Genomic DNA, 21,306 nt, shown 5'->3' with positions numbered 1-21,306 from the left:
GAAACCCCTTGGTAAGGATATACTGTGAGCGCTAACGGATTTTTCGACGAAGGAGAGCTGGTTGCGGTGCTGACGACGCAGCCGCTGGACCGGACGTTGGATTACAAAGCGCCCGAGGGCGGGTGCTTTCTGGGCGCTTTTGTCGAGGTGCCCTTGGGCCCGCGCAAGGTACTGGGCGTGGTTTGGGGGCCGGGGCAGGGCGGGTTCGATCTGGCCAAGGCGCGGTCAGTGATCCGGGTGCTTGAGGTTGCGCCCATGCGCGAAGAGATGCGTGTATTCTTGGGCAAGGTCGCCGACTACACGCTGACGCCGATGCCTGCGATGCTGCGGCTGGCGACCCGTGCGCCGGGTTTGGGCGACCCGCCTTCGATGCGCAAGGTCTATCGGCTGGGCGATCGCACGCCCGACCGGATGACCGATGCGCGGACCCGGGTGTTGGAGGTGCTGCGTAATTATGGCGGGCTGGCCTTTACGCTAAAAGAGTTGGCCGAGCAGGCCGGCGTGACTTCTTCGGTGGTCAAGGGGTTGGTCAAACAAGGCGCTGTGCGCGAGGAAGACAGTCCGCGTGATCTGCCCTATCCGCATCTTGACCCTGATCTGCCGGGCAAAGATCTGACAGGTGATCAGGCCGCGGCCGTCGCGCGTTTGCGGGACGGGCAGCGTAGCAGCGACTATGGCACCACCTTGCTGAAAGGCGTCACCGGATCAGGCAAGACCGAGGTTTACCTCGAAGCTGTGGCCGAAGCGCTGCGGATGGGGCGTCAGGCGCTGGTGCTGCTGCCCGAGATCGCCTTGACAGCCGAGTTTCTGACCCGGGTTGAGGCGCGGTTCGGCACACGCCCTGCGGAATGGCATTCCGGCGCAACCATGACCGAGCGCCGCCGCGTCTGGCGCATGGTCGGGCAGGGCGATGCGCAGCTGGTCGTGGGGGCGCGGTCGGCTTTGTTCTTGCCGTTTCGCCAACTGGGCTTGGTTGTCGTCGACGAAGAGCATGACACATCTTACAAGCAGGAAGATGGAGTGCATTATAGCGCGCGAGACATGGCGGTTCTGCGCGCTGCCATTTGCGGGGCGCGGGTGATCTTGGCCAGCGCCACACCGTCTTTGGAAAGCTGGGCCAATGCCGAGGCCGGGAAATATGAGCGGTTGGACCTGACATCGCGTTTTGGCGACGCCGTGCTGCCCGAGATGAAACCCATCGACATGCGGGCCGAACAGATGCAGCCGGGCACATGGGTTTCTCCAACGCTGCGGCAGGCGGTGCGGCAGCGGATCGAGCGGGGTGAGCAGTCGCTTTTGTTCATCAACCGGCGTGGCTACGCCCCAGTGACGCTCTGCCGGGCCTGCGGTGAGCAGATCGGCTGTGACCATTGTGATGCGCGAATGGTCGAACACCGGTTCCTCAAACGGCTGATGTGCCACCAATGTGGCGAGACCAAGCCGATGCCGGAGGTCTGTCCGTCTTGCGGTGTTGAGGGCAAGCTGGCCCCGGTTGGGCCGGGGATCGAACGGCTGGCTGAAGAGGCCGAGACCACGTTCCCCGAGGCCAAGATCGCGATGCTCAGTTCAGATCTGTTTGGTTCGGCCCGGGCGCTCAAGGCCAAGATTGAAGAGATTGCCGAGGGTGATGCCGACATTATCATCGGAACGCAGTTGGTGGCCAAAGGGCATAACTTCCCCAAGCTGACCTTGGTGGGTGTGATCGATGCCGATCTCAGCCTGCATGGTGCGGACTTGCGGGCGGCAGAACGCACGTTCCAACTGATGCGACAAGTTGCAGGCCGCGCTGGCCGCGCGGATAAACCGGGGCAGGCCCTGTTGCAGACCTTTCAGCCCGAACACCCTGTGATACGTGCCATCCTTTCAGGGGATGAAGAGGGTTTCTGGAAAGCCGAGGCAGCTGGGCGTCAGGCCGCAGGTGTCCCGCCCTATGGCCGTATGGCCGGGATTGTGCTGTCGGGCCCCGAGGTTGCACCTGTCTTTGACATCGGAAACGCATTGGCGCGAAATACAGGTCCGTTGACCCAAATCGGTGCGCAAGTCTTTGGTCCCGCGCCTGCGCCAATTGCGCGGATCCGCGGCCGTCACCGGGTGCGGTTGCTGGTCAAAGCCCCCAAAGGCGCGCCGATTCAGGATGCGGTGGCCCGCTGGATTGCGCCTTTGCGGCTAAAGGGAGACATTCGCCTAACTGTCGATATCGACCCGCAAAGTTTCTACTGACTTCTGCATTCGCGCAGGTTTGCTGTGCGTTTGGTCGTCGCCTCTCGCCAAACCGGCAAAATGGGCGTAGAGGGGGCTCATGCTGAAACCAATGCCCCTTGCCGAGGCGCAAAGCCTGCCATTCTGGCGTCGTCCCATTACGCTATTGTTCGTGATGGCGCTGACGATGCCGATTGCGTTCAACGCTTGGAGCGCCTTGCTGAACAACTTCGTCATCGAAGTGGCCAGCTTTGACGGGGCCGATATCGGCTTGTTGCACACTGTGCGCGAAATTCCCGGGTTTCTGGCCGTTGGCGTGATCGCGGTGATCATTTTCATCCGCGAACAGGTATTGGCGATGATCTCGCTGATGATGTTGGGTGTGGCAACCGCCGTGACAGCGTGGTTTCCCAGCTTGGGAGGGCTGCTTTTCGTGACGCTCTTCAGTTCAATCGGGTTTCACTATTACGAGACGGTCAACCAGTCACTGCAATTACAGTGGTTGCCCAAGGATCGCGCGCCGCAGATTTTGGGCTGGTTGGTTGCAATGGGCTCAGCCGCGACAGCGGTGGTATATGGGCTGATTGTCCTGACATGGGACCGGTTCGATCTATCCTATAACTTTGTCTTCATGGCCGCAGGGGGTGTGACGGCACTGCTGGCGCTGTTCTGTCTGCTGGCTTACCCGCAATTCGATGCCCCAACGCAGCAGACCAAAAAGCTGATCCTCCGCAAACGCTATTGGCTTTATTATGCGCTGCAATTCATGGCCGGTGCGCGGCGGCAGATCTTTGTCGTTTTCGCAGGCTTCATGATGGTCGAAAAGTTCGGGTTTGAAGTGCACGAGCTGACCAGCCTCTATCTGATCAACCTGATGATCAACATGATGGCGGCGCCTTTACTGGGCAAAGCTGTCGCCAAATTTGGCGAGCGTCGGACGCTGATCTTTGAATATGCCGGTTTGGCTATCGTCTTTGCGGCCTATGGGGGCATCTATTGGTTCGGCTGGGGCGTTCTTCTGGCCGCGATCCTTTATGTGATCGACCATGTGCTGTTTGCGCTGGCGCTGGCCCTGAAAACCTATTTCCAGAAGATCGCGGATCCGGCAGATATCGCACCAACTGCGGCGGTGGCCTTTACCATCAACCACATCGCTGCGGTGTTCTTGCCTGCGCTTTTGGGTCTGCTCTGGGTGGTGTCGCCAGGGGCCGTGTTTGGTCTGGCGGCGGCGATGGCCTTGATCTCGCTTGCCCTGTCGCTGCTGATCCCCCGCCATCCTGAACCGGGGAATGAGACGGTTCTGACCAAATACGCACCCGCCCCGGCGGAGTAAAGGCGTGCTTGACCTTGGCGGCGCAGCGGCCTAGGCGCTGTTTCGACCGAGACAGGAGGCCCCGATGCCCACATTCACCGCATTCACCACGCTGACAGGTAAGAAGGCCGCCGAAAGCCTGGGCGAAGCGATGGAGCGTCTGGAGCCCGAACCGACCGGTATCGGCGTTTTCGAAGTCGAGGACGGATCGGGCCTTTGGGAAGTGGGCGGATATTTCACGGAAGATCCCGATGAGACGGCGCTGGCCGTTCTGGCTGCCGCCTTCGAGGCCAAGCCTTTTGTGGTCTCGGAATTGCCCGAGACAGATTGGGTTGCGCATGTTCGGCGTGAACTGGCCCCGGTCGAGGCTGGGCGCTTTTTTGTTTACGGCGCTCACGATGCCGACAAACTGCCCGAAGGCCGCATCCCTTTGCTGATCGAGGCGGCCATGGCCTTTGGCACAGGGCATCATGGAACAACGCTTGGCTGCCTCAAGGCGCTGGACCGTTTGTTGGACGAAGGGTTCACCGCAACGAAGGTAGCAGATATTGGGTGCGGTACGGCGGTACTGGCAATGGCCGCTGCGCGCGTGTGGGATGGGGATATCATCGCCAGCGACATCGATGAGGTCGCCGTTGACGTGGCAAAGGCAAACCTCAAAGCAAATGACATGGATGGCGCCGTTCAATGTGTCGAGGCGGCAGGGTTCGATCACCCTGATCTACATAAGCACGCGCCATATGATCTGATCTTTGCCAACATCCTAAAAGGCCCTCTGGTAGCGCTTGCACCCGAGATTTCCGCCAATCTGAGGCCGGGTGGACAAGCGATTCTCTCGGGAATCCTTAACGAACAAGCCCAAGATGTGTTGAACGTTTATTTACAAAATGAATTCAATCTTCATCATCAGGGCCAGATTGGTGAGTGGACGACGCTAATTTTAAGAAAACAGGGTTAAATTGCGGCCATTTACAGGAGTTTTATGGATTTTTGCCACGGTTTCGGCACATTCTGAATTTACGTTTTACTGAATTGATTGGGGGGCGGTTTTCGGAGGCTGCCATGACGACTAAACACTTAGAATTCGATCAGCGCGTAACGCGCCTGGTTAAGAAACATGACAAACTGAGCCGCGGCTATCGGACGACCATGCGGTCGGATGGCTTGGTGGTGATGAAGCCGCAACGCGTGCGTTCAGGCATTCCAGCGAAATTTTTGCTGCTGTGCATACTCGGTTTTATCGGCTTCAAAGCGCTGTTGCTGACGCATCTGGGCGCTGGGGCGTATGAAAACCGTGTTGCAAGCCTGTCCGAAGGCACATCTGTCGAAAAGGCCGGTGCATGGATCATGCAGGCTGACCCTGTTTCGGAATTCGCCGCCTCGCAATTGGCGAAAATCTGGTACTGACCGACAAAGGTTCTTTCGATCCTTTGGTTGCGCTTCGGCGTATTAAAAAACACCGCCTGCCGTTTGGCATGCGGTGTTTCTTTTTCGCGATGTGATTTTCGATTGGTAAACCGACAACGCTTCGCGTCTTAGCGGCGGCCTTCGGCAACCAGGTCGATGTCGCCGCGGCACAGGCCGATATCTTCAAGCTCGCGGTCGCTCAGGTCGTTCAGTGCATTGCGGGTCGAACGGGCGTCATTCCATTCAACAACAGCATTTACGAGCGTTGCGCCGATACGGCCGACAAGGCCGAACGAGCCAGTGGTGGCGCGGGTGAAATCCAGTACAGCCATATCCTGTTTCCTTCTGGTTGGTGGTGACATCAAGTCTTGTGATCTTGGCGGCAGTTAGTGATCTGAAACGGCACCGACAAGATCAAAAATTGCATGTGTCCCATGCAATTTCTGCAATGCTCGAATTTCCTGTAATCCCCTTAAAAAACAGGTTAATTCGCGTTCATGAAGCGGTCGAATTTGGACCATTTGCTGTCGTAAAAAGGCGATGGCGTCGTACCCGGAACAGGAATGTCGCAATCGGACTTTGGCGTAATTTCCTTGGAAAATGTTCACGCTTCGTGCTAATCGGATAAAAATATCACAATAATCCGAGCAGGCTGGGGCAAAACATGCGAATTCTGGGCATTGATCCGGGGCTGAGAACCCTGGGATGGGGCGTCATCGAATCGCGCGGCAGCCGTCTGAGCCATGTTGCAAACGGATTGTGCCAGTCTGATGGGGATGATCTGGGTGAGCGTTTGCTGTCTTTGCACAACCAGATTGTCGAGGTCATCGCCGAACACCAACCTGATCAGGCCGCCATCGAGCAAACCTTTGTCAACAAGGACGGGGCGGGCACGTTGAAGCTGGGCCAGGCGCGGGGCGTGGCACTATTGACGCTGGCACAGGCGGGGTTGCCTGTTGGCGAATACGCGCCAAACCGGGTCAAGAAAACTGTGGTCGGGGTAGGGCACGCGGAAAAAGAGCAGATCATCCATATGGTCAAGCTGCAACTGCCGGGGTGCAATCCAAAAGGGGCTGACGCGGCTGACGCGCTGGCGATTGCGATCTGTCATTCCTATTATGGCGTGGCGCAGCAGGCGCGTTTGAAAGAGGTGCGGGCATGATCGGCAAACTGACAGGGCGGCTGGAGTATCGCGCCGCAGATCACGTGCTGATCAATGTGCGCGGTGTGGGCTATATTGTCTATTGCTCGGACCGGACCATGGCTGCTTTGCCCGGAGTGGGCGAGGCTGTGTCGGTCTACACTGATATGGTGGTGCGCGAAGACCTGATGCAGCTCTACGGTTTTCTGTCACTGGTCGAGAAGGAATGGCACCGCTTGCTTTGTTCGGTTCAGGGGGTTGGGGCCAAGGTATCGCTGGCGATCCTCAGCGCGCTGGGTCCTGATGGGGTCAGCCGTGCGATTGCCTTGGGCGATTGGGCCTCGGTCAAGGCCGCCAAAGGGGTCGGGCCCAAGACGGCGCAGCGCATTGTCCTGGACCTGAAGGATAAGGCCCCCGGCGTTATGGCCATGGGGGGAACCGTTGCCGAGGCGATGGATGGGCCCGCGCTGGACGTTGTCGAACTGACCGAGCCTGCGCCCAAGCCCAAGCGTGCACCCGCACCCGCATCCGGCTCAGCTGCTGCAAGCGCTGGCGCGCTCTCGGCACTGGCCAATCTGGGATATGGACCATCAGATGCGGCCTCGGCCGTGGCCGAAGCGGCGGCAAGCCAGCCTGACGCCGGTGAGGCCGATCTGATCCGCGCCGCGCTGCGTCTGTTGGCGCCGAAAGGGTAAATGAATGGTTGATGCCGATCCCACGCTGCGCCCCGAGCCAATGCCCGAGGACAATGACCGCGCGCTGCGCCCTCAGGGGCTGGATGAATTCATCGGCCAGGCCGAGGCACGCGCGAACCTGCGTATCTTCATTCAATCGGCCCGCCAGCGAGGCGAGGCGATGGATCACACTCTGTTTCACGGCCCGCCCGGATTGGGAAAGACCACTCTGGCGCAGATCATGGCGCGTGAGCTTGGAGTGAATTTCCGCATGACCTCGGGGCCGGTACTGGCCAAGGCGGGGGATCTGGCGGCGATCCTGACCAATCTGGAATCGCGTGACGTGCTGTTCATCGACGAAATCCACCGCCTGAACCCGGCGGTAGAAGAAGTGCTTTATCCTGCGATGGAGGATTTCGAGCTTGATCTGGTGATCGGCGAAGGCCCTGCGGCTCGCACGGTTCGGATTGAGTTGCAGCCCTTTACTCTGGTCGGCGCGACCACGCGGATGGGTCTGCTCACCACGCCCTTACGCGACCGGTTCGGCATTCCCACCCGGTTGCAGTTCTATACGGTTGATGAGTTGCACGAGATCGTCACGCGGAATGCGCGAAAGCTCGGGGCTCCTGCGGATGATGACGGCGCGCGCGAGATCGCGCGAAGGTCACGCGGCACGCCCCGGATTGCGGGCCGATTGCTGCGGCGGGTTGTGGATTTCGCCATTGTAGAAGGCGACGGGCGGATCACACGCGAACTGGCCGATGGGGCCTTGACCCGGCTGGGTGTCGACAATCTGGGGCTGGATGGTGCGGACCGTCGATACCTGACGCTGATCGCCGAGAACTATGCCGGAGGGCCGGTGGGGATTGAAACCCTGTCTGCGGCCTTGTCCGAAAGCCGGGATTCGCTGGAAGAGGTGATCGAGCCCTATCTGTTGCAACAGGGTCTGATCCAGCGCACGCCACGCGGGCGGATGCTGGCGCAAAAGGCGTGGACGCATCTGGGGATGGCGGCCCCCAAGGGACAAAGCGATCTGTTTGGTTGATATTGCCGAGCTTAGATTTTATGCCTCCGGCGGCCGTATTTGAAACAAGAAGAAGAGGCAGGGCGTGACTCCGGGCGATATCGAAATGCTATTTACGCGCGAAAGTGGCGAGTTTCTGTTTGCCCGTTGGGGGCGGCCCATCGTGCCGGTGGTGTTTGGTGTCGAAGACGCAACGCTGTCCACGATCAAAGGCGCGTTTGAGGCAGTGGTGGCGCTGGCCGGTCATTCGATGGCCGAGACTGACCCGGAACTGGGCGTCAACTGCATGGTGTTCTTTTTCCGCGACTGGCAAGAACTGCTGGAGGTGCCTGATCTGGATCGCTTGATTACCGATCTGGTGCCGCTGGTCGAAAGGTTGGTTGCGGCTGAGGCCAATCAGTACCGCATTTTCCGGTTCGAAGAAGATGGCGCCATTCGCGCCGCCTTTGTCTTTCTGCGAATGGACGAGGACCTGTCTAAGGTTCCTGCGGAAACTCTGGCGCTGAGCCAGGTGGTGCAGACCATGCTTCTGTGGTCAGATACCGCCTTTCGAAACGCCTCGCCCCTGGCGATTGCGGGGGAGGCGACGATCCTGCGCCCCGACATTGCCGCTTTGATCCGGGCCGCCTACGATCCGATCTTGCCAAGCGCGGCGCAGGATGCGTCGCACGCACTGCGTTTGTTTGCCCGGCTGGAGCTTCCGCAATGAAACACATCTATCCGGTGCGGGTCTATTACGAAGATACCGACATGGGCGGGGTTGTGTATCACGCCAATTATCTGAAATTCATTGAACGGGCGCGGTCGGACTGGGTGCGCAAGCTGGGCAATGATCAGAACGCAATGCGCGACGCCGGGATCGTCTGGGTGGTGCGGCGGATCGAGGCGGATTACCTGTCCGCAGCCCGGTTTGAAGATGAATTGGTTGTCGAAACCGAGATCGCCGCGCTGTCAGGCGCGCGGCTGACCATGTCGCAACTGATCAAACGGGGCGAGACCGAGATTTTCCGCGCCGAGGTGACGGCTGTTTGCATGAATGCCGAGGGGAAACCGGTGCGGCTTCCGGCAGAGATTCGCGCATTGATGTAACAAAGAGCTCAATAGCGGTGGTTCTGTTGGCTTTTCATCCCCAACTGCGTTAGCGTTCGTCAAAACAAGGCCAAATGGCCGTCAGGCAAAACTAAAGAGCAGGTTCATGGAAGCTGAAACGCTGGCGCTGGCGCAGGAGATCGATTTCTCCATGTGGGGGCTCTATGCCCGCGCGACCTTTATCGTCAAATTGGTGATGTTGATGCTGATCGCGGCGTCGGTCTGGTCCTGGGCGATCATCATTCAAAAGCTGATCAATTACCGCGCGGCACGGCGCGAGGCGCAGGGTTTTGATGAGCTGTTCTGGTCTGGCAACCCGCTGGATGAGTTGTTCGAAGAGATCGGGACGCAGCCCGATGGCAGCTCGGAAAAGATCTTTGCGGCCGGTATGATCGAATGGCGGCGCTCGCACCGGACAGATGGCGGGTTGATCGCAGGCGCGACGGCGCGGATCGACCGGTCAATGGATGTAGCCATCGCGAAGGAGGCTGAAACGCTACAAAAGGGCTTGCCGATTCTGGCCACCGTGGGCTCGACCGCGCCCTTTATCGGCCTATTCGGCACCGTTTGGGGCATCATGAACGCCTTTATCGAGATTGCAGAACAGCAGAACACCAACTTGGCCGTTGTCGCCCCGGGTATTGCCGAGGCTTTGCTGGCCACGGGCTTGGGGCTGTTGGCAGCGATCCCTGCGGTGATTTTCTACAACAAGCTCAGCGCCGACAGTGATCGGATCGTCGGTGGCTATGAAGCCTTTGCCGATGAGTTCGCAACCATCCTGTCGCGTCAGTTGGACAGCTGACCATGGGCGCGGCGGTTCAGCAATCTTCGGGCAACGGGGGGCGCAGGCGCGGACGGCGTCGTGGTCGGTCTCAGCCGATGGCTGAGATCAACGTGACACCTTTTGTGGATGTCATGCTGGTTTTGCTGATCATTTTCATGGTGGCTGCACCATTGCTGACGGTGGGGGTCCCGGTCGAGCTGCCCAGGACCGCTGCCGGCGCCTTGCCGGGCGATGACGAAGAACCCTTGACCGTCACGATAACGGCGGATGGCCGGGTGCAGATACAGACAACCGATGTCGCACGCGAGGATTTGATTGGCCGGTTGCGGGCCATTGCGGCAGAACGCAGCAGTAATCGGGTGTTCCTGCGGGCGGATGGGTCGATCCCTTATGCACAGGTCATGCAGATCATGGGGGCCTTGAATGCGGGCGGGTTTTCCAATGTTGGACTGGTCACCGATACGGGCGGGCCAACGCTGGACGAAGGTGGAGAGTGAGGTCGCACGGTGGACACCGGCACCAAGATTTCTGCGGTAGCGCATGTCAGCCTGATCAGTTGGGCTCTGTTCGGCGGCACATTCCGGTCCGAGCCATTGCCGATGTCCGTGCAGGATGTCTCGGTCATTACGGCTGAACAGTTCGCGGCGTTGCAGGCGCAGCAGCTTGCGCCCGAAGTGCCGGTGACCCCTGCGGCATTGCCGCAGCCTGATGCGCCGGAGGACGAAACCAATACGCCAGAGCCGACCGAACAGGATCAACCCGAATCCGAGACGGTTGAAACGCCAGCAGAGCCCGAGGCCGAAAGTGAACCGGAGACGTTGGAACTGCCACCCGAGCCTGAGCTGGTGGAAGAGCCGCCGACGCTGACCGAGCCGGAACCGGAAACTGCTGTTTTGCCACTGCCGCCCGGGCCATCTTCGCAACCCGCCCCTGCCGACAAGATCGCTCCTGATCCGATTGCGCCACCGCCACCGGATGCGCGGCCCGACGATATCGAAACCCCTCCGGTCTCGCAGGAGGAAGGGGCCGAAACGCAACAGGAGCAGCAAGAACAGACCGCGCCGGAAGAGGCCGCGCCCGAGATTGTGACCGAGGCAGAAGAGACGCAGGAGTCAGCGCCCGCCACGTCTCCGCGCCCGCGTGTGCGCCCCAACCGCCCTGCACCTGAACCAGAGGTCGCCGAAGCGCCCGAGCCCGAAGCGCAAGAACCCGCCACGCAGGAACCCGAAGCGGCCGCACCGTCGGCCATAGAAGACGCTTTGGCGCAGGCTTTGGGCGAGGGGACCGAGCCTTCGGGGCCGCCCTTGACCAGCGGCGAAAAAGACGCGATGCGGTTGGCCGTGTCGCGGTGCTGGAACGTGGGTTCTCTGTCGACAGATGCGCTGAACGTTGTCGTAGTGGTCGGGTTTTCATTGACCCGCGATGGCAAGGTTGTTGGGGGAAGCCTGCGCATAATCGACAGCTCTGGCGGATCGGCGGGTGCTGCGAAACAAGCGTATGAGGCCGCGCGTCGCGCGATCCTGAGATGCGGCGCCAAAGGATACACTTTGCCGGCTGACAAATACGATCAGTGGCAGGATATTGAGATTACCTTCAATCCCGAGAGGATGCGGATCAAATGATGAGATTGCTGACCGTTCTGTTGATGGGCCTGACTTTGGTGTCGGCACCGGTTCACGCACAAAACGGACCGCTGCGGTTGGAACTGGATGAAGGGATCATCGAACCTTTGCCCTTTGCTGTGCCGCGCTTTGTCCCTGACGGGCCGTCCGCGTCCCAATACGCCACAGATATCTCGCGGGTTGTCGCAGCAGATCTGACGGGCACCGGGCTGTTTCGCGAGATTTCCTCTGACGCCTTTATAAGCCAGGTCAGCAGCTTTGATGCGCCGGTGCAGTTTGCCGATTGGAAAGCCATCAATGCCGAGGCTTTGGTGACCGGTGCGGTCAACGTATCGGGCAACCGACTGACGGTGCGGTTCCGGGTGTGGGATGTGTTTTCCGGGCAAGAGTTGGGCAACGGTTTGCAGTTTGCCGGTACAACCGAAGGCTGGCGGCGCATGGCGCATAAAGTTGCCGATCAGGTCTATAGCCGTGTGACAGGTGAAGGGGGCTATTTCGACAGCCGCGTCGCCTTTGTCTCGGAAAGCGGCCCCAAGGATCAGCGCCGCAAACGGCTGGCGATCATGGATTATGACGGGGCGAATGTGCAGTACCTGACCGACAGCGCTTCGATCGTTCTGGCCCCTCGCTTTTCGCCCTCGGGCGACCGCCTGCTCTATACCAGCTACGAGACTGGGCAACCGCGGATCTATGTTCTGGACGTGGCCCGTGTGCGCCGGCAAGAGCTGAACACGTTGGACGGCACCATGAGCTTTTCGCCTCGGTTCTCGCCGGACGGGCGCTCGATCGTTTATTCGCTGACGCAAGGTGGCAATACGGATCTGTGGAAGATGGACATCGCGTCGGGCCAAAGCGTGCGCCTGACCAATACGCCTGCGATTGAAACCGCACCCAGCTATGCGCCAGATGGCAGCCAGATCGTGTTCGAAAGCGACCGGTCGGGGACACCGCAGCTCTATATCATGCCCGCCAACGGGGGTGAGGCAACACGGATCAGCTTTGGCCAAGGTCGGTACGGCACCCCTGTCTGGTCACCACGCGGCGATCTGATTGCCTTCACCAAGCAGAACAAAGGCCGGTTCCATATCGGCGTGATGCGCGTTGACGGCAGCGAGGAGCGGCTTTTGACGGCATCCTTCCTGGATGAAGGCCCCACCTGGTCACCCAATGGGAGGGTCATCATGTTCACCCGTGAAACCCAAGGGGCCAGCGGGCGCTCGACGCTCTATTCGGTGGATATCTCGGGCCGGAACCTTAAGCCGGTGCGCACGCCCGATGGTGGCAGCGATCCGTCCTGGGGGCCTTTGCAGAATTGATCATCGCGCGCCGGTGCGCAACGTTCACAACATCCCGGCAATGTGGTAGAGACAAAGCAATAATCAAAACCGAGCACGAGGCACTTGAAATGAACCTTCTGAGCAAAGTCGCAGCGGTGGGCGCGCTGGCGCTGATCGCGGCATGTACCAATAGTGATCCTTCAAATCTGGATGGAGGCAGCGGACTTGGCCCTGATGGCCAATTGTTGCAGGGTTCGCCCAGCGACCCGCGTTCGCCCGCCTATTTCCAGCAAACCGTTGGTGACCGGGTGTTGTTTGCCGTGGACCAGTCCTCTTTGACGCCCGAGGCGCAGACCATCCTACAAGGGCAGGCGGATTGGCTGCTGGCCAACCCCGACTTTGTGGCTACAATCGAAGGGCACGCGGATGAGCAGGGTACACGGGAATATAACCTTGCTTTAGGTGCGCAGCGGGCAAATTCGGCACGGGATTTCTTGATCTCTCGCGGAGTCGCTGGCACCCGCCTTAACACTGTCAGCTACGGCAAGGAACGGCCGATCGAGATTTGCAGCACCGAAGAATGCTATTCCAAGAACCGCCGGGCTGTGACCGTTCTGACCGGCTCAACACTGGGGTAAATTGATGCGTATTGCAGGTTTGGTTCTGGCAACCGTTGTTGCTGTCGCAGGGGTGGCCCGGGCGCAGGATCAGCAGACCTTGGCGGATATCCGGCAAGAGCTGACGGTGTTGCACGTGGAAATACAGCGTCTTAAGCGCGAGTTTTCAACCACCGGATCCCCTGCACCAAACCTGGCCGGCAGTTCCGTTCTGGAACGCGTCGATGCCATCGAGGCCGAATTGCAGCGCCTGACCCGTCAGACCGAGCAATTGAATCAGCGGGTGCAGAATATCGTTACGGACGGCACCAACCGGATTGGTGATCTTGAGTTCCGACTGGTCGAGCTGGAAGGCGGTGATCTGAGCACATTGGGTGAGACATCGACTTTGGGTGGCGATGTGCCGGCAGATCAGGTTGCTGTCGCGCCATCACCATCACCTGCGCAACCAGTGATCTCGGATCAGGGCGAGTTGGCCATAGGTGAGCAAGCCGATTTCGACACTGCGTCTCAGGCACTGGCAGATGGTGACTTTCAGACTGCGGCCTCTCTGTTCTCACAGTTTGATCTGTCATATCCCGGCAGCCCACTGGCCCCGCAGGCCAATTTGCGGCGGGGGCAGGCGCTGAAAAGCCTTGGCGACACGCGCGAAGCCGCGCGCGCCTTTCTGGCGAGCTTTACCGGCGACAGCGAGGGGCCTTTGGCGCCCGAAGCTCTGTTTGAACTAGGGGCAGCGCTGGGGCGTCTCGGCCAAACCGATCAGGCCTGTATCACCTTGGGCGAGGTTGGTGTCCGCTTTCCCGGATCCATCCCATCTGGATCTGCGGCTCAGGAAATGGCCGCGTTGGGCTGTTCTTGAGCGTTGAACATGTGACCCTTCAGTCCATATTGCGGGCGCATCTGCCCGATCCCTTGCCACGCCGCTTGGGTGTGGCAGCCTCTGGCGGCAGCGATTCAACGGCGCTCATGCATTTGCTGGCGGACATTACCCAGCAAGAGGGTATCGCGCTTTATGCGGCGACGGTCGATCACGGGTTGCGCAGCGAATCTGCCGCCGAGGCCTCCAGTGTTGCCGCGCAGGCCAGCGCATTGGGTATTCCGCATCACATCCTGAAATGGGAGGGCTGGGACGGTACCGGCAACCTGCAAGACCAGGCCCGCCGCGCGCGGTATCAACTACTGACCCGCTGGGCGCGGGATCATGACCTGCCTGCCATCGCGCTGGGTCATACGGCGGATGATCAGGCCGAAACCGTGCTGATGCGACTTGGCCGCGCCGCAGGGGTCTCGGGCCTTTCGGCCATGGCGGCGATCCGACGCGAAGACTGTATTGATTTGTTGCGACCGCTCTTGTCTGTGACCCGGTCAGAACTCAGGGCCTATCTGGCCGAGGCGGGGGTGGCCTGGATCGATGACCCTTCGAATCAGGATGACCGCTTTGACCGGATCAAGACCCGCAACGCGATGGCGCAATTGGAACAGATCGGGTTGACTGCGCAAGCATTGTCTCGTGTTGCTGACAATATGGCACAAGCGCGTGAGGCCTTGGCGCTCTATGCGCAAGAAGCTGCGCGCCGGGTCACAAAGGTCTCGGACGGCGACATCTGTATCGATGTTGCGGGATTTGTGTTGCTGCCCATCGAAATTCGCCGCCGAATCCTGACGGCAGCCATTTTGTGGATCGCCGGGGGGGCGTATGCCCCGAGACACAGCGCTGTAGATCAAGCAATGCGTGCTGTCGTGGAGCGTCAAAACATGACCATTGGTGGCTGCATGCTGGTACCGGCCAAGGAAAAGTTGTGGATTTGCAGGGAATTAAACGCGGTCTCTCATGAGGTGTGCGACCCACTCGACCTATGGGATCAGCGCTGGGTTCTAAGCGGGCCGTCAGCGAAAACGGCAGAAATCCGCGTGTTGGGCGAAGACGGTATCTCTCAGGTTAAGGACTGGCGGGCCATGGGCAAGCCACGGGCCGCCATTCTGGCTTCCCCAGCCTTGTGGCAGGGCGATACGGTTCTGTCCGCCCCGATGGCCGGTTTCGGCAATGGCTGGCGTGCCGATTTGACGCCAGAGCAGTCCAAGTTCTACTGTTCGATTTTATCGCATTGAACCTGCCACAATCCTCTCTATTTTAAAGAGCAACTCCGGCAGGTCCCCGCCTGTCGAAACCTTTGGGGAGATTTTCCTTGGGCAACGCTCGTAATATCGCCTTCTGGGTCGTTCTGTTCCTGTTGATCCTTGCACTGTTCAATTTGTTCAGCGGATCAGGTGGAACGCTCCAGAATAATGAAAGAACCTATTCAGAGTTCGTCAGCGCCGTGAATTCCGGTGATGTGACCAACGTGACGCTGGATGGTGAGCAGATCCGGTACCGTACAAGCGAGAACCGCGATTTTGTCACCATCATGCCTGGTGACGCCGAAGTTACCAAACTGCTGATCGACAAGAACATTCCGGTTCGCGCCGAAAAACAACAGCAGTCGGGCTTTCAGTCGTTCCTGATCACACTGCTTCCCTTCCTGCTGCTGATCGGTGTCTGGGTCTATTTCATGAACCGGATGCAGGGCGGTGGCAAAGGCGGCGCGATGGGCTTTGGCAAGTCCAAGGCCAAGATGCTGACCGAAAAGCATGGCCGCGTGACCTTTGACGACGTCGCGGGCATCGACGAGGCCAAGGAAGAACTGGAAGAGATCGTGGAATTCCTGCGCAACCCGCAGAAATTCAGCCGTTTGGGTGGTAAGATCCCCAAAGGCGCGCTGTTGGTGGGCCCTCCGGGTACTGGTAAAACCCTGTTGGCTCGTGCGATTGCGGGTGAAGCGGGTGTACCTTTCTTCACCATTTCCGGTTCGGACTTTGTTGAGATGTTCGTGGGTGTCGGCGCATCCCGCGTGCGCGACATGTTCGAACAGGCCAAGAAAAACGCGCCGTGCATCGTGTTCATCGACGAGATCGACGCTGTGGGCCGCCATCGTGGCGCAGGTTACGGCGGCGGCAATGATGAGCGCGAACAGACCCTCAACCAGTTGCTGGTCGAGATGGACGGGTTCGAGGCCAATGAAGGTGTGATCATTCTGGCGGCCACCAACCGCAAGGATGTTCTGGACCCCGCGCTGCTGCGTCCGGGCCGGTTTGACCGCAACGTGACCGTCGGCAACCCTGACATCAAAGGCCGCGAGAAAATCCTGGGCGTGCACGCCCGCAAGACCCCATTGGGCCCCGATGTCGATCTGCGCATCATAGCGCGAGGGACCCCGGGCTTCTCTGGTGCTGATCTGGCGAACCTGGTGAACGAGGCTGCGCTGATGGCTGCCCGTGTAGGCCGTCGCTTTGTCACCATGGAAGATTTCGAGAACGCCAAGGACAAGGTGATGATGGGAGCCGAGCGCCGCAGCATGGTGCTGACCCAGGATCAGAAGGAAAAAACCGCCTATCACGAGGCGGGTCACGCTGTCGTCGGTTTGGAACTGCCGCTTTGTGATCCGGTCTATAAGGCGACGATCATTCCGCGTGGTGGTGCGCTGGGTATGGTTGTGTCGTTGCCCGAGATGGACCGTCTGAACTACCACCGCGATGAATGCGAGCAAAAGCTGGCCATGACCATGGCGGGCAAGGCCGCTGAGGTCATCAAATACGGTGAAGATCATGTGTCGAACGGCCCGGCCGGTGACATTATGCAGGCGAGCCAACTGTCGCGCGCGATGGTGATGCGCTGGGGCATGTCTGACAAGGTTGGCAACATTGACTATGCCGAAGCGCATGAAGGTTATCAGGGCAACACTGCCGGTTTCTCAGTCTCGGCTCATACCAAAGAGCTGATCGAGGAAGAGGTGAAGCGCCTGATCCAGCAGGGCTATGAGCGGGCGTATAAGATCCTGACAGAAAAGAACGAGGAATGGGAGCGTCTGGCACAAGGGTTGCTGGAATACGAAACCCTGACGGGCGACGAGATCAAGCGCGTCATGAACGGTGAGCCGCCCACCGAAAGTGACGACGAGGGCGACAAGCCGGATGAGGGCAGCGCCCCCAGCGTAACCGCCATTCCGAAGACCAAGGTCAAGAAGTCGCCGCCGGACGGCGGGATGGAGCCGGAACCTTCGGCGTAAAAATCAAAACCCGGGCCAACGCCCGGGTTTTTGCTTTCCCTCAGCATGTTCCTGCGCTTTATGCATGGCATGAAATGCGCAGAAGGGACCAAGCGATGCCGTTTTTGAAAGAAACCGAATATGCAGGCGAAGTGGTTTGGTTGGGCCATGTTCCAGCAGGCCAATCCCTGCGCGCAGCCTCGGTGGACAAGCTGGACCTGCGGTTTGACGGTGTTCAGGGCGAGCGGCACGAAGGGCTCAATCGCGCGTCCTGTGTTCGGGTCAAGAACCTCTATCCTCAAGGAACCGAAATCCGCAATGTGCGCCAATTGTCGGTCCTGTCGGTTGAAGAGCTGAATGCTATTGCGGCGGAGATGAAGATGGATCGGCTTGATCCGTCCTATCTGGGGGCGTCGATCGTTCTGGAAGGGATCCCGGATTTTTCGCATATCTCTCCGTCCTCGCGTCTGCAAACAGACGCGGGCGCAACGATCACCGTTGATATGGAGAATGCGCCTTGTGTCTTGCCTGGGCGCGAGATCGAGGCGGATCACACCGGATTTGGCGCGGGCTTCAAACCTGCCGCTCAAGGTCGACGGGGTGTAACGGCATGGGTCGAGCGGCCCGGAGTTCTGAAGCTTGGCGACAGGATGCGGCTGTTTGTGCCGGATCAGCCACTTTGGCAGCCTTAAGGGACAGTTGGTTTCCGATTTGCGTCGCGCAGGCACCGGCAACGCCGTTTCACGGCATGAATATGTCGGAATCCATTACCATTAGCGGTGTGCGCATCAGTATATGTTGCGCAATGCCGACGTGTTTCGTCGGTTTTGCACGGCATTCAATCAGGGACGCTGCCCAATGAGCTATAAATCCGACATCGAAATCGCCCGCGAAGCGAACAAGAAGCCGATTCAGGACATCGGAGCCAAGATTGGCATCGACTCTGCTGATCTGCTGCCATACGGCCATGACAAGGCAAAGGTCAGCCAGAACTTTATCAACTCGGTGCAGGACCGCGCAGACGGCAAGCTTATTCTGGTAACGGCGATCAACCCGACCCCCGCGGGCGAAGGGAAAACCACCACCACCGTTGGTCTGGGCGATGGTTTGAATCGCATCGGCAAAAACGCGATGATCTGTATTCGCGAAGCGTCGCTTGGCCCCAACTTTGGTATGAAAGGGGGCGCTGCTGGTGGCGGATATGCGCAGGTTGTTCCGATGGAGGAGATGAACCTGCACTTCACCGGTGACTTCCACGCCATTACCTCAGCCCACTCGCTGCTCTCGGCGATGATTGACAACCACATCTATTGGGGCAACGAAGCCGAGATCGACATCCGTCGCGTCGCCTGGCGCCGCGTGGTTGACATGAACGACCGTGCCTTGCGTCAGATCACCGCGTCGCTGGGTGGTGTTTCGAACGGTTTCCCGCGCGAGACCGGGTTCGACATCACCGTGGCCTCTGAGGTTATGGCGATCCTTTGCCTCGCAAACGATCTGCAGGACTTGGAAAAACGTCTGGGCGACATCATCGTGGCATATCGCCGTGACAAGTCGCCAGTCTATTGCCGCGACATCAAGGCCGAAGGCGCAATGACCGTGCTGCTGAAAGACGCGATGCAGCCGAACCTGGTGCAGACGCTGGAAAACAACCCGGCCTTTGTCCACGGCGGACCGTTCGCCAATATCGCCCATGGCTGCAACTCGGTGATCGCGACCAAGACCGCGCTGAAAGTGGCCGACTATGTCGTGACCGAAGCTGGCTTTGGTGCTGATCTGGGCGCCGAGAAGTTCATGAACATCAAGTGTCGCAAAGCCGGTATCGCGCCGTCTGCGGTGGTTCTGGTGGCCACGGTGCGCGCGATGAAGATGAATGGCGGTGTCGCAAAGGCTGATCTTGGGGCCGAGAACGTGGACGCGGTGGTCAATGGCTGCGCCAACCTGGGTCGCCACATCGAAAACGTGAAGTCTTTTGGCGTGCCAGTTGTTGTCGCGATCAACCACTTTGTCACTGATACCGATGACGAGGTTGAAGCGGTCAAGAAATACTGTGCTGATCACGGGGTCGAGGCGGTTCTGTCGCGCCACTGGGAGTTGGGCTCGGAAGGGTCAGCGCCTTTGGCGGAAAAAGTCGTGGAGATCGTTGAGGGTGGGACAGCGAATTTCGCGCCGATTTACCCTGACGACATGCCGCTCTTTGAAAAGATCGAAACCATTGCCAAGCGTATCTATCGCGCAGACGAAGTTCTGGCCGACAATAAAATCCGCAACCAATTGCGCGAATGGGAAGCTGCCGGATACGGCAACCTGCCTGTCTGTATGGCAAAAACCCAATATTCGTTTTCGACCGATCCGACACTGCGCGGTGCGCCTACGGGACACTCGGTGCCGGTGCGCGAGGTTCGTCTGTCTGCAGGTGCCGGCTTTATCGTGGTTGTCTGCGGTGAGATCATGACAATGCCGGGTCTGCCTCGTAAGCCAGCCGCTGAAGCGATCTGTCTGAATGATGAAGGTCAGATTGAGGGCTTGTTCTAAGCCCCCGAATAAGACATCTCGTGGTCCGGAAACAGCCCTGGGCCACGAGGAGACACCAATGCCCACACTGACGTCGCCGCAGGATTGCAAAACCATGGGTGAATTGCGGGCGCAGATCGACAGTCTGGATAGACACCTGATCGAAATGCTGAAAACGCGCGCTGGATATATCGACCGTGCCGCTGAATTGAAACCGGGCGAGGGCCTGCCAGCCCGAATTCCGGACCGCGTCGAAGAAGTGGTGCAACGTGTGCGTGCTGCGTCGGACCGTCGGGGATTGGACCCTGATCTGGCCGAGCGGTTGTGGCGCATCCTGATTGACTGGTCTATCGCACGCGAAGAACGTGTGATTGGCACTGATTGACAGACCGGGCGCTGCTGCGCCCGATCCGTTTTCTGAAAGAAGGGACGACAAAATGGTAGCTCAGGTTATTGATGGAAAGGCCTTTGCCGCCAAAGTGCGCGCGCAAGTGGCCGACCAGGTTGCAAAGCTGAAAGAAGAAAACGGCATCACCCCTGGCCTTGCGGTTGTTCTGGTGGGTGAGGATCCGGCCAGCCAGGTCTATGTCCGCTCCAAGGGCAAACAGACGGTCGAGGTTGGCATGAACTCGTATGAGCACAAGCTGGAGGCCGACACCTCGGAAGAGGATCTGCTGGCCTTAATCGACAAGCTAAACAGCGACCCTGCGGTTCACGGCATTCTTGTGCAATTGCCTCTGCCCAAGCATCTGAACGAAGATTTGGTGATCAACTCGATTGATCCTGTCAAGGATGTCGACGGGTTCCACATTTCGAATGTGGGCCTGCTGGGCACTGGGCAGAAGTCGATGGTACCTTGCACGCCACTGGGGTGCTTGATGATGCTGCGCGAACACCATGGCTCGTTGTCGGGCATGGACGCGGTTGTGATTGGCCGGTCCAATATCGTGGGTAAGCCAATGGCGCAGCTGCTGTTGGGTGACAGTTGCACAGTAACAATCGCCCATTCTCGGACCAAAGACCTGCCTGATGTTGTGCGCCGCGCGGATATCGTTGTGGCCGCAGTGGGACGCCCTGAAATGGTGCCGGGCGACTGGATCAAGGAAGGCGCAACCGTGATTGATGTGGGCATCAACCGGATCGAGCGCGATGGCAAGAACAAGCTGGTTGGGGATGTGGATTATGCCGGCGCTGCCGAGCGCGCGGGAGCCATTACACCTGTACCCGGCGGTGTCGGACCCATGACCATCGCCTGCCTGCTGGCGAACACACTGACGGCCTGTTGCCGCGCTAACGGCCTGCCCGAACCCGAGGGTCTGACCGCCTAAGTCAGAGATACGTTTCCTAAAGATGACAGGCCGCGACGATATAAAACTTGCGGCCTGTCAAGATGCCTAACAAATGCTTTAACTCTCTTCCTAACGCTTTGCGTTGTCCGAAAGCCGTGATAAACGTTCTATTCCAAATGGTTACGTTCCAATCGCTGGCGCCTGTTTGGCCCGGCACTCGGAGGATAAATGTTAAGTGTCGCGTCTTCGAGATTGAGCGGGTTGAACGCTCACCT

Annotated in this window: 22 protein-coding genes; 21 read left to right on the top strand and 1 reads right to left on the bottom strand. The window is 59.2% G+C overall.

The window, feature by feature from the left end:
* Positions 1-24 precede the first annotated feature (24 nt).
* The 4 genes from GOX45_RS10005 to GOX45_RS09990 all read left to right on the top strand — a co-directional run bounded on the left by GOX45_RS10005 (position 25) and on the right by GOX45_RS09990 (position 4,918).
* The gene (locus GOX45_RS10005) at positions 25-2,220 is read left to right on the top strand and encodes a primosomal protein N' (RefSeq protein ID WP_171100436.1); all 2,196 of its coding nucleotides are present in this window, start codon (positions 25-27) and stop codon (positions 2,218-2,220) included.
* Positions 2,221-2,299: 79 nt separating this feature from the next.
* A complete protein-coding gene (locus GOX45_RS10000) occupies positions 2,300-3,532 on the top strand; it encodes an MFS transporter (protein WP_171100434.1) in 1,233 nt (410 codons plus the stop codon).
* 64 nt (positions 3,533-3,596) lie between these two features.
* On the top strand, positions 3,597-4,469 hold the full coding sequence (locus GOX45_RS09995; RefSeq protein WP_171100433.1) for a 50S ribosomal protein L11 methyltransferase: 873 nt from the start codon (positions 3,597-3,599) through the stop codon (positions 4,467-4,469).
* Positions 4,436-4,918 (top strand): hypothetical protein, encoded by a 483-nt coding sequence (locus tag GOX45_RS09990; protein ID WP_371808969.1) that lies wholly within the window; start codon positions 4,436-4,438, stop codon positions 4,916-4,918. Before GOX45_RS09995 ends, GOX45_RS09990 begins: the two co-directional genes overlap by 34 nt.
* A gap of 128 nt (positions 4,919-5,046) precedes the next feature.
* Here the strand turns inward: GOX45_RS09990 and GOX45_RS09985 are convergent, their stop codons facing one another.
* A complete protein-coding gene (locus GOX45_RS09985) occupies positions 5,047-5,250 on the bottom strand; it encodes a DUF1127 domain-containing protein (protein WP_171100430.1) in 204 nt (67 codons plus the stop codon).
* Positions 5,251-5,582: 332 nt separating this feature from the next.
* Between GOX45_RS09985 and ruvC the strand changes: the two genes are divergently transcribed.
* The 17 genes from ruvC to folD all read left to right on the top strand — a co-directional run bounded on the left by ruvC (position 5,583) and on the right by folD (position 21,070).
* Positions 5,583-6,080 carry a crossover junction endodeoxyribonuclease RuvC gene (gene ruvC, locus GOX45_RS09980; protein ID WP_171100428.1) on the top strand — a complete coding sequence of 166 codons (498 nt, stop codon included), beginning with the start codon at positions 5,583-5,585 and terminating at the stop codon, positions 6,078-6,080.
* The gene (gene ruvA, locus GOX45_RS09975) at positions 6,077-6,754 is read left to right on the top strand and encodes a Holliday junction branch migration protein RuvA (protein WP_171100426.1); all 678 of its coding nucleotides are present in this window, start codon (positions 6,077-6,079) and stop codon (positions 6,752-6,754) included. The genes ruvC and ruvA overlap by 4 nt, the downstream gene beginning before the upstream one ends.
* Positions 6,755-6,758: 4 nt before the next feature.
* Positions 6,759-7,778 carry a Holliday junction branch migration DNA helicase RuvB gene (gene ruvB / locus GOX45_RS09970; protein ID WP_171100425.1) on the top strand — a complete coding sequence of 340 codons (1,020 nt, stop codon included), beginning with the start codon at positions 6,759-6,761 and terminating at the stop codon, positions 7,776-7,778.
* A gap of 85 nt (positions 7,779-7,863) precedes the next feature.
* A complete protein-coding gene (locus GOX45_RS09965; RefSeq protein WP_171100423.1) occupies positions 7,864-8,466 on the top strand; it encodes a hypothetical protein in 603 nt (200 codons plus the stop codon).
* A complete protein-coding gene (gene ybgC, locus GOX45_RS09960) occupies positions 8,463-8,846 on the top strand; it encodes a tol-pal system-associated acyl-CoA thioesterase (RefSeq protein WP_171100421.1) in 384 nt (127 codons plus the stop codon). Before GOX45_RS09965 ends, ybgC begins: the two co-directional genes overlap by 4 nt.
* A 106-nt stretch (positions 8,847-8,952) precedes the next feature.
* A complete protein-coding gene (gene tolQ, locus GOX45_RS09955; protein WP_171100419.1) occupies positions 8,953-9,648 on the top strand; it encodes a protein TolQ in 696 nt (231 codons plus the stop codon).
* A gap of 2 nt (positions 9,649-9,650) precedes the next feature.
* Complete coding sequence (gene tolR / locus GOX45_RS09950) at positions 9,651-10,127, top strand: protein TolR (protein ID WP_171100417.1); 477 nt, start codon at positions 9,651-9,653, stop codon at positions 10,125-10,127.
* A 9-nt stretch (positions 10,128-10,136) separates the two neighbouring features.
* A complete protein-coding gene (locus GOX45_RS09945; protein ID WP_171100415.1) occupies positions 10,137-11,252 on the top strand; it encodes an energy transducer TonB in 1,116 nt (371 codons plus the stop codon).
* Positions 11,249-12,568 (top strand): Tol-Pal system beta propeller repeat protein TolB, encoded by a 1,320-nt coding sequence (gene tolB / locus GOX45_RS09940; RefSeq protein WP_171100413.1) that lies wholly within the window; start codon positions 11,249-11,251, stop codon positions 12,566-12,568. The genes GOX45_RS09945 and tolB overlap by 4 nt, the downstream gene beginning before the upstream one ends.
* Before the next feature lie 89 nt (positions 12,569-12,657).
* Complete coding sequence (gene pal, locus GOX45_RS09935) at positions 12,658-13,167, top strand: peptidoglycan-associated lipoprotein Pal (RefSeq protein WP_171100411.1); 510 nt, start codon at positions 12,658-12,660, stop codon at positions 13,165-13,167.
* A 4-nt stretch (positions 13,168-13,171) separates the two neighbouring features.
* Positions 13,172-14,005 carry a tol-pal system protein YbgF gene (gene ybgF, locus GOX45_RS09930; protein WP_171100409.1) on the top strand — a complete coding sequence of 278 codons (834 nt, stop codon included), beginning with the start codon at positions 13,172-13,174 and terminating at the stop codon, positions 14,003-14,005.
* Positions 14,006-14,016: 11 nt separating this feature from the next.
* On the top strand, positions 14,017-15,255 hold the full coding sequence (gene tilS / locus GOX45_RS09925) for a tRNA lysidine(34) synthetase TilS (RefSeq protein WP_371808968.1): 1,239 nt from the start codon (positions 14,017-14,019) through the stop codon (positions 15,253-15,255).
* A 77-nt stretch (positions 15,256-15,332) separates the two neighbouring features.
* The gene (ftsH, locus tag GOX45_RS09920; protein ID WP_171100405.1) at positions 15,333-17,249 is read left to right on the top strand and encodes an ATP-dependent zinc metalloprotease FtsH; all 1,917 of its coding nucleotides are present in this window, start codon (positions 15,333-15,335) and stop codon (positions 17,247-17,249) included.
* 95 nt (positions 17,250-17,344) lie between these two features.
* Complete coding sequence (locus GOX45_RS09915; RefSeq protein ID WP_171100404.1) at positions 17,345-17,920, top strand: MOSC domain-containing protein; 576 nt, start codon at positions 17,345-17,347, stop codon at positions 17,918-17,920.
* 166 nt (positions 17,921-18,086) lie between these two features.
* On the top strand, positions 18,087-19,763 hold the full coding sequence (locus GOX45_RS09910; RefSeq protein WP_171100402.1) for a formate--tetrahydrofolate ligase: 1,677 nt from the start codon (positions 18,087-18,089) through the stop codon (positions 19,761-19,763).
* Between the two features lie 58 nt (positions 19,764-19,821).
* Entirely contained in the window at positions 19,822-20,127 is a 306-nt protein-coding gene (locus GOX45_RS09905; RefSeq protein ID WP_171100400.1) for a chorismate mutase, read from the top strand.
* Positions 20,128-20,179: 52 nt separating this feature from the next.
* Positions 20,180-21,070 carry a bifunctional methylenetetrahydrofolate dehydrogenase/methenyltetrahydrofolate cyclohydrolase FolD gene (gene folD / locus GOX45_RS09900; protein WP_171100398.1) on the top strand — a complete coding sequence of 297 codons (891 nt, stop codon included), beginning with the start codon at positions 20,180-20,182 and terminating at the stop codon, positions 21,068-21,070.
* The last annotated feature ends 236 nt before the right edge of the window (positions 21,071-21,306 follow it).

This window comes from Ruegeria sp. HKCCD7255 (genome assembly GCF_013031565.1).
Taxonomy (GTDB): Bacteria; Pseudomonadota; Alphaproteobacteria; order Rhodobacterales; family Rhodobacteraceae; genus Ruegeria.
The sequence above is the reverse complement of the archived record's forward strand: the minus strand, read 5'-3'. Positions and strand labels throughout refer to the sequence as shown.

Excerpts from the sequence above, each read along its gene's own strand:
- GOX45_RS10000 (WP_171100434.1), top strand. The coding sequence starts at position 2,300 with ATGCTGAAACCAATGCCCCTTGCCGAGGCGCAAAGCCTGCCATTCTGG.
- GOX45_RS09995 (WP_171100433.1), top strand. The coding sequence starts at position 3,597 with ATGCCCACATTCACCGCATTCACCACGCTGACAGGTAAGAAGGCCGCC.
- GOX45_RS09985 (WP_171100430.1), bottom strand. The coding sequence starts at position 5,250 with ATGGCTGTACTGGATTTCACCCGCGCCACCACTGGCTCGTTCGGCCTT.
- ruvC (WP_171100428.1), top strand. The coding sequence starts at position 5,583 with ATGCGAATTCTGGGCATTGATCCGGGGCTGAGAACCCTGGGATGGGGC.
- ruvA (WP_171100426.1), top strand. The coding sequence starts at position 6,077 with ATGATCGGCAAACTGACAGGGCGGCTGGAGTATCGCGCCGCAGATCAC.
- ruvB (WP_171100425.1), top strand. The coding sequence starts at position 6,759 with ATGGTTGATGCCGATCCCACGCTGCGCCCCGAGCCAATGCCCGAGGAC.
- GOX45_RS09965 (WP_171100423.1), top strand. The coding sequence starts at position 7,864 with ATGCTATTTACGCGCGAAAGTGGCGAGTTTCTGTTTGCCCGTTGGGGG.
- ybgC (WP_171100421.1), top strand. The coding sequence starts at position 8,463 with ATGAAACACATCTATCCGGTGCGGGTCTATTACGAAGATACCGACATG.
- tolQ (WP_171100419.1), top strand. The coding sequence starts at position 8,953 with ATGGAAGCTGAAACGCTGGCGCTGGCGCAGGAGATCGATTTCTCCATG.
- tolR (WP_171100417.1), top strand. The coding sequence starts at position 9,651 with ATGGGCGCGGCGGTTCAGCAATCTTCGGGCAACGGGGGGCGCAGGCGC.
- tolB (WP_171100413.1), top strand. The coding sequence starts at position 11,249 with ATGATGAGATTGCTGACCGTTCTGTTGATGGGCCTGACTTTGGTGTCG.
- pal (WP_171100411.1), top strand. The coding sequence starts at position 12,658 with ATGAACCTTCTGAGCAAAGTCGCAGCGGTGGGCGCGCTGGCGCTGATC.
- ybgF (WP_171100409.1), top strand. The coding sequence starts at position 13,172 with ATGCGTATTGCAGGTTTGGTTCTGGCAACCGTTGTTGCTGTCGCAGGG.
- GOX45_RS09915 (WP_171100404.1), top strand. The coding sequence starts at position 17,345 with ATGCCGTTTTTGAAAGAAACCGAATATGCAGGCGAAGTGGTTTGGTTG.
- GOX45_RS09910 (WP_171100402.1), top strand. The coding sequence starts at position 18,087 with ATGAGCTATAAATCCGACATCGAAATCGCCCGCGAAGCGAACAAGAAG.
- GOX45_RS09905 (WP_171100400.1), top strand. The coding sequence starts at position 19,822 with ATGCCCACACTGACGTCGCCGCAGGATTGCAAAACCATGGGTGAATTG.
- folD (WP_171100398.1), top strand. The coding sequence starts at position 20,180 with ATGGTAGCTCAGGTTATTGATGGAAAGGCCTTTGCCGCCAAAGTGCGC.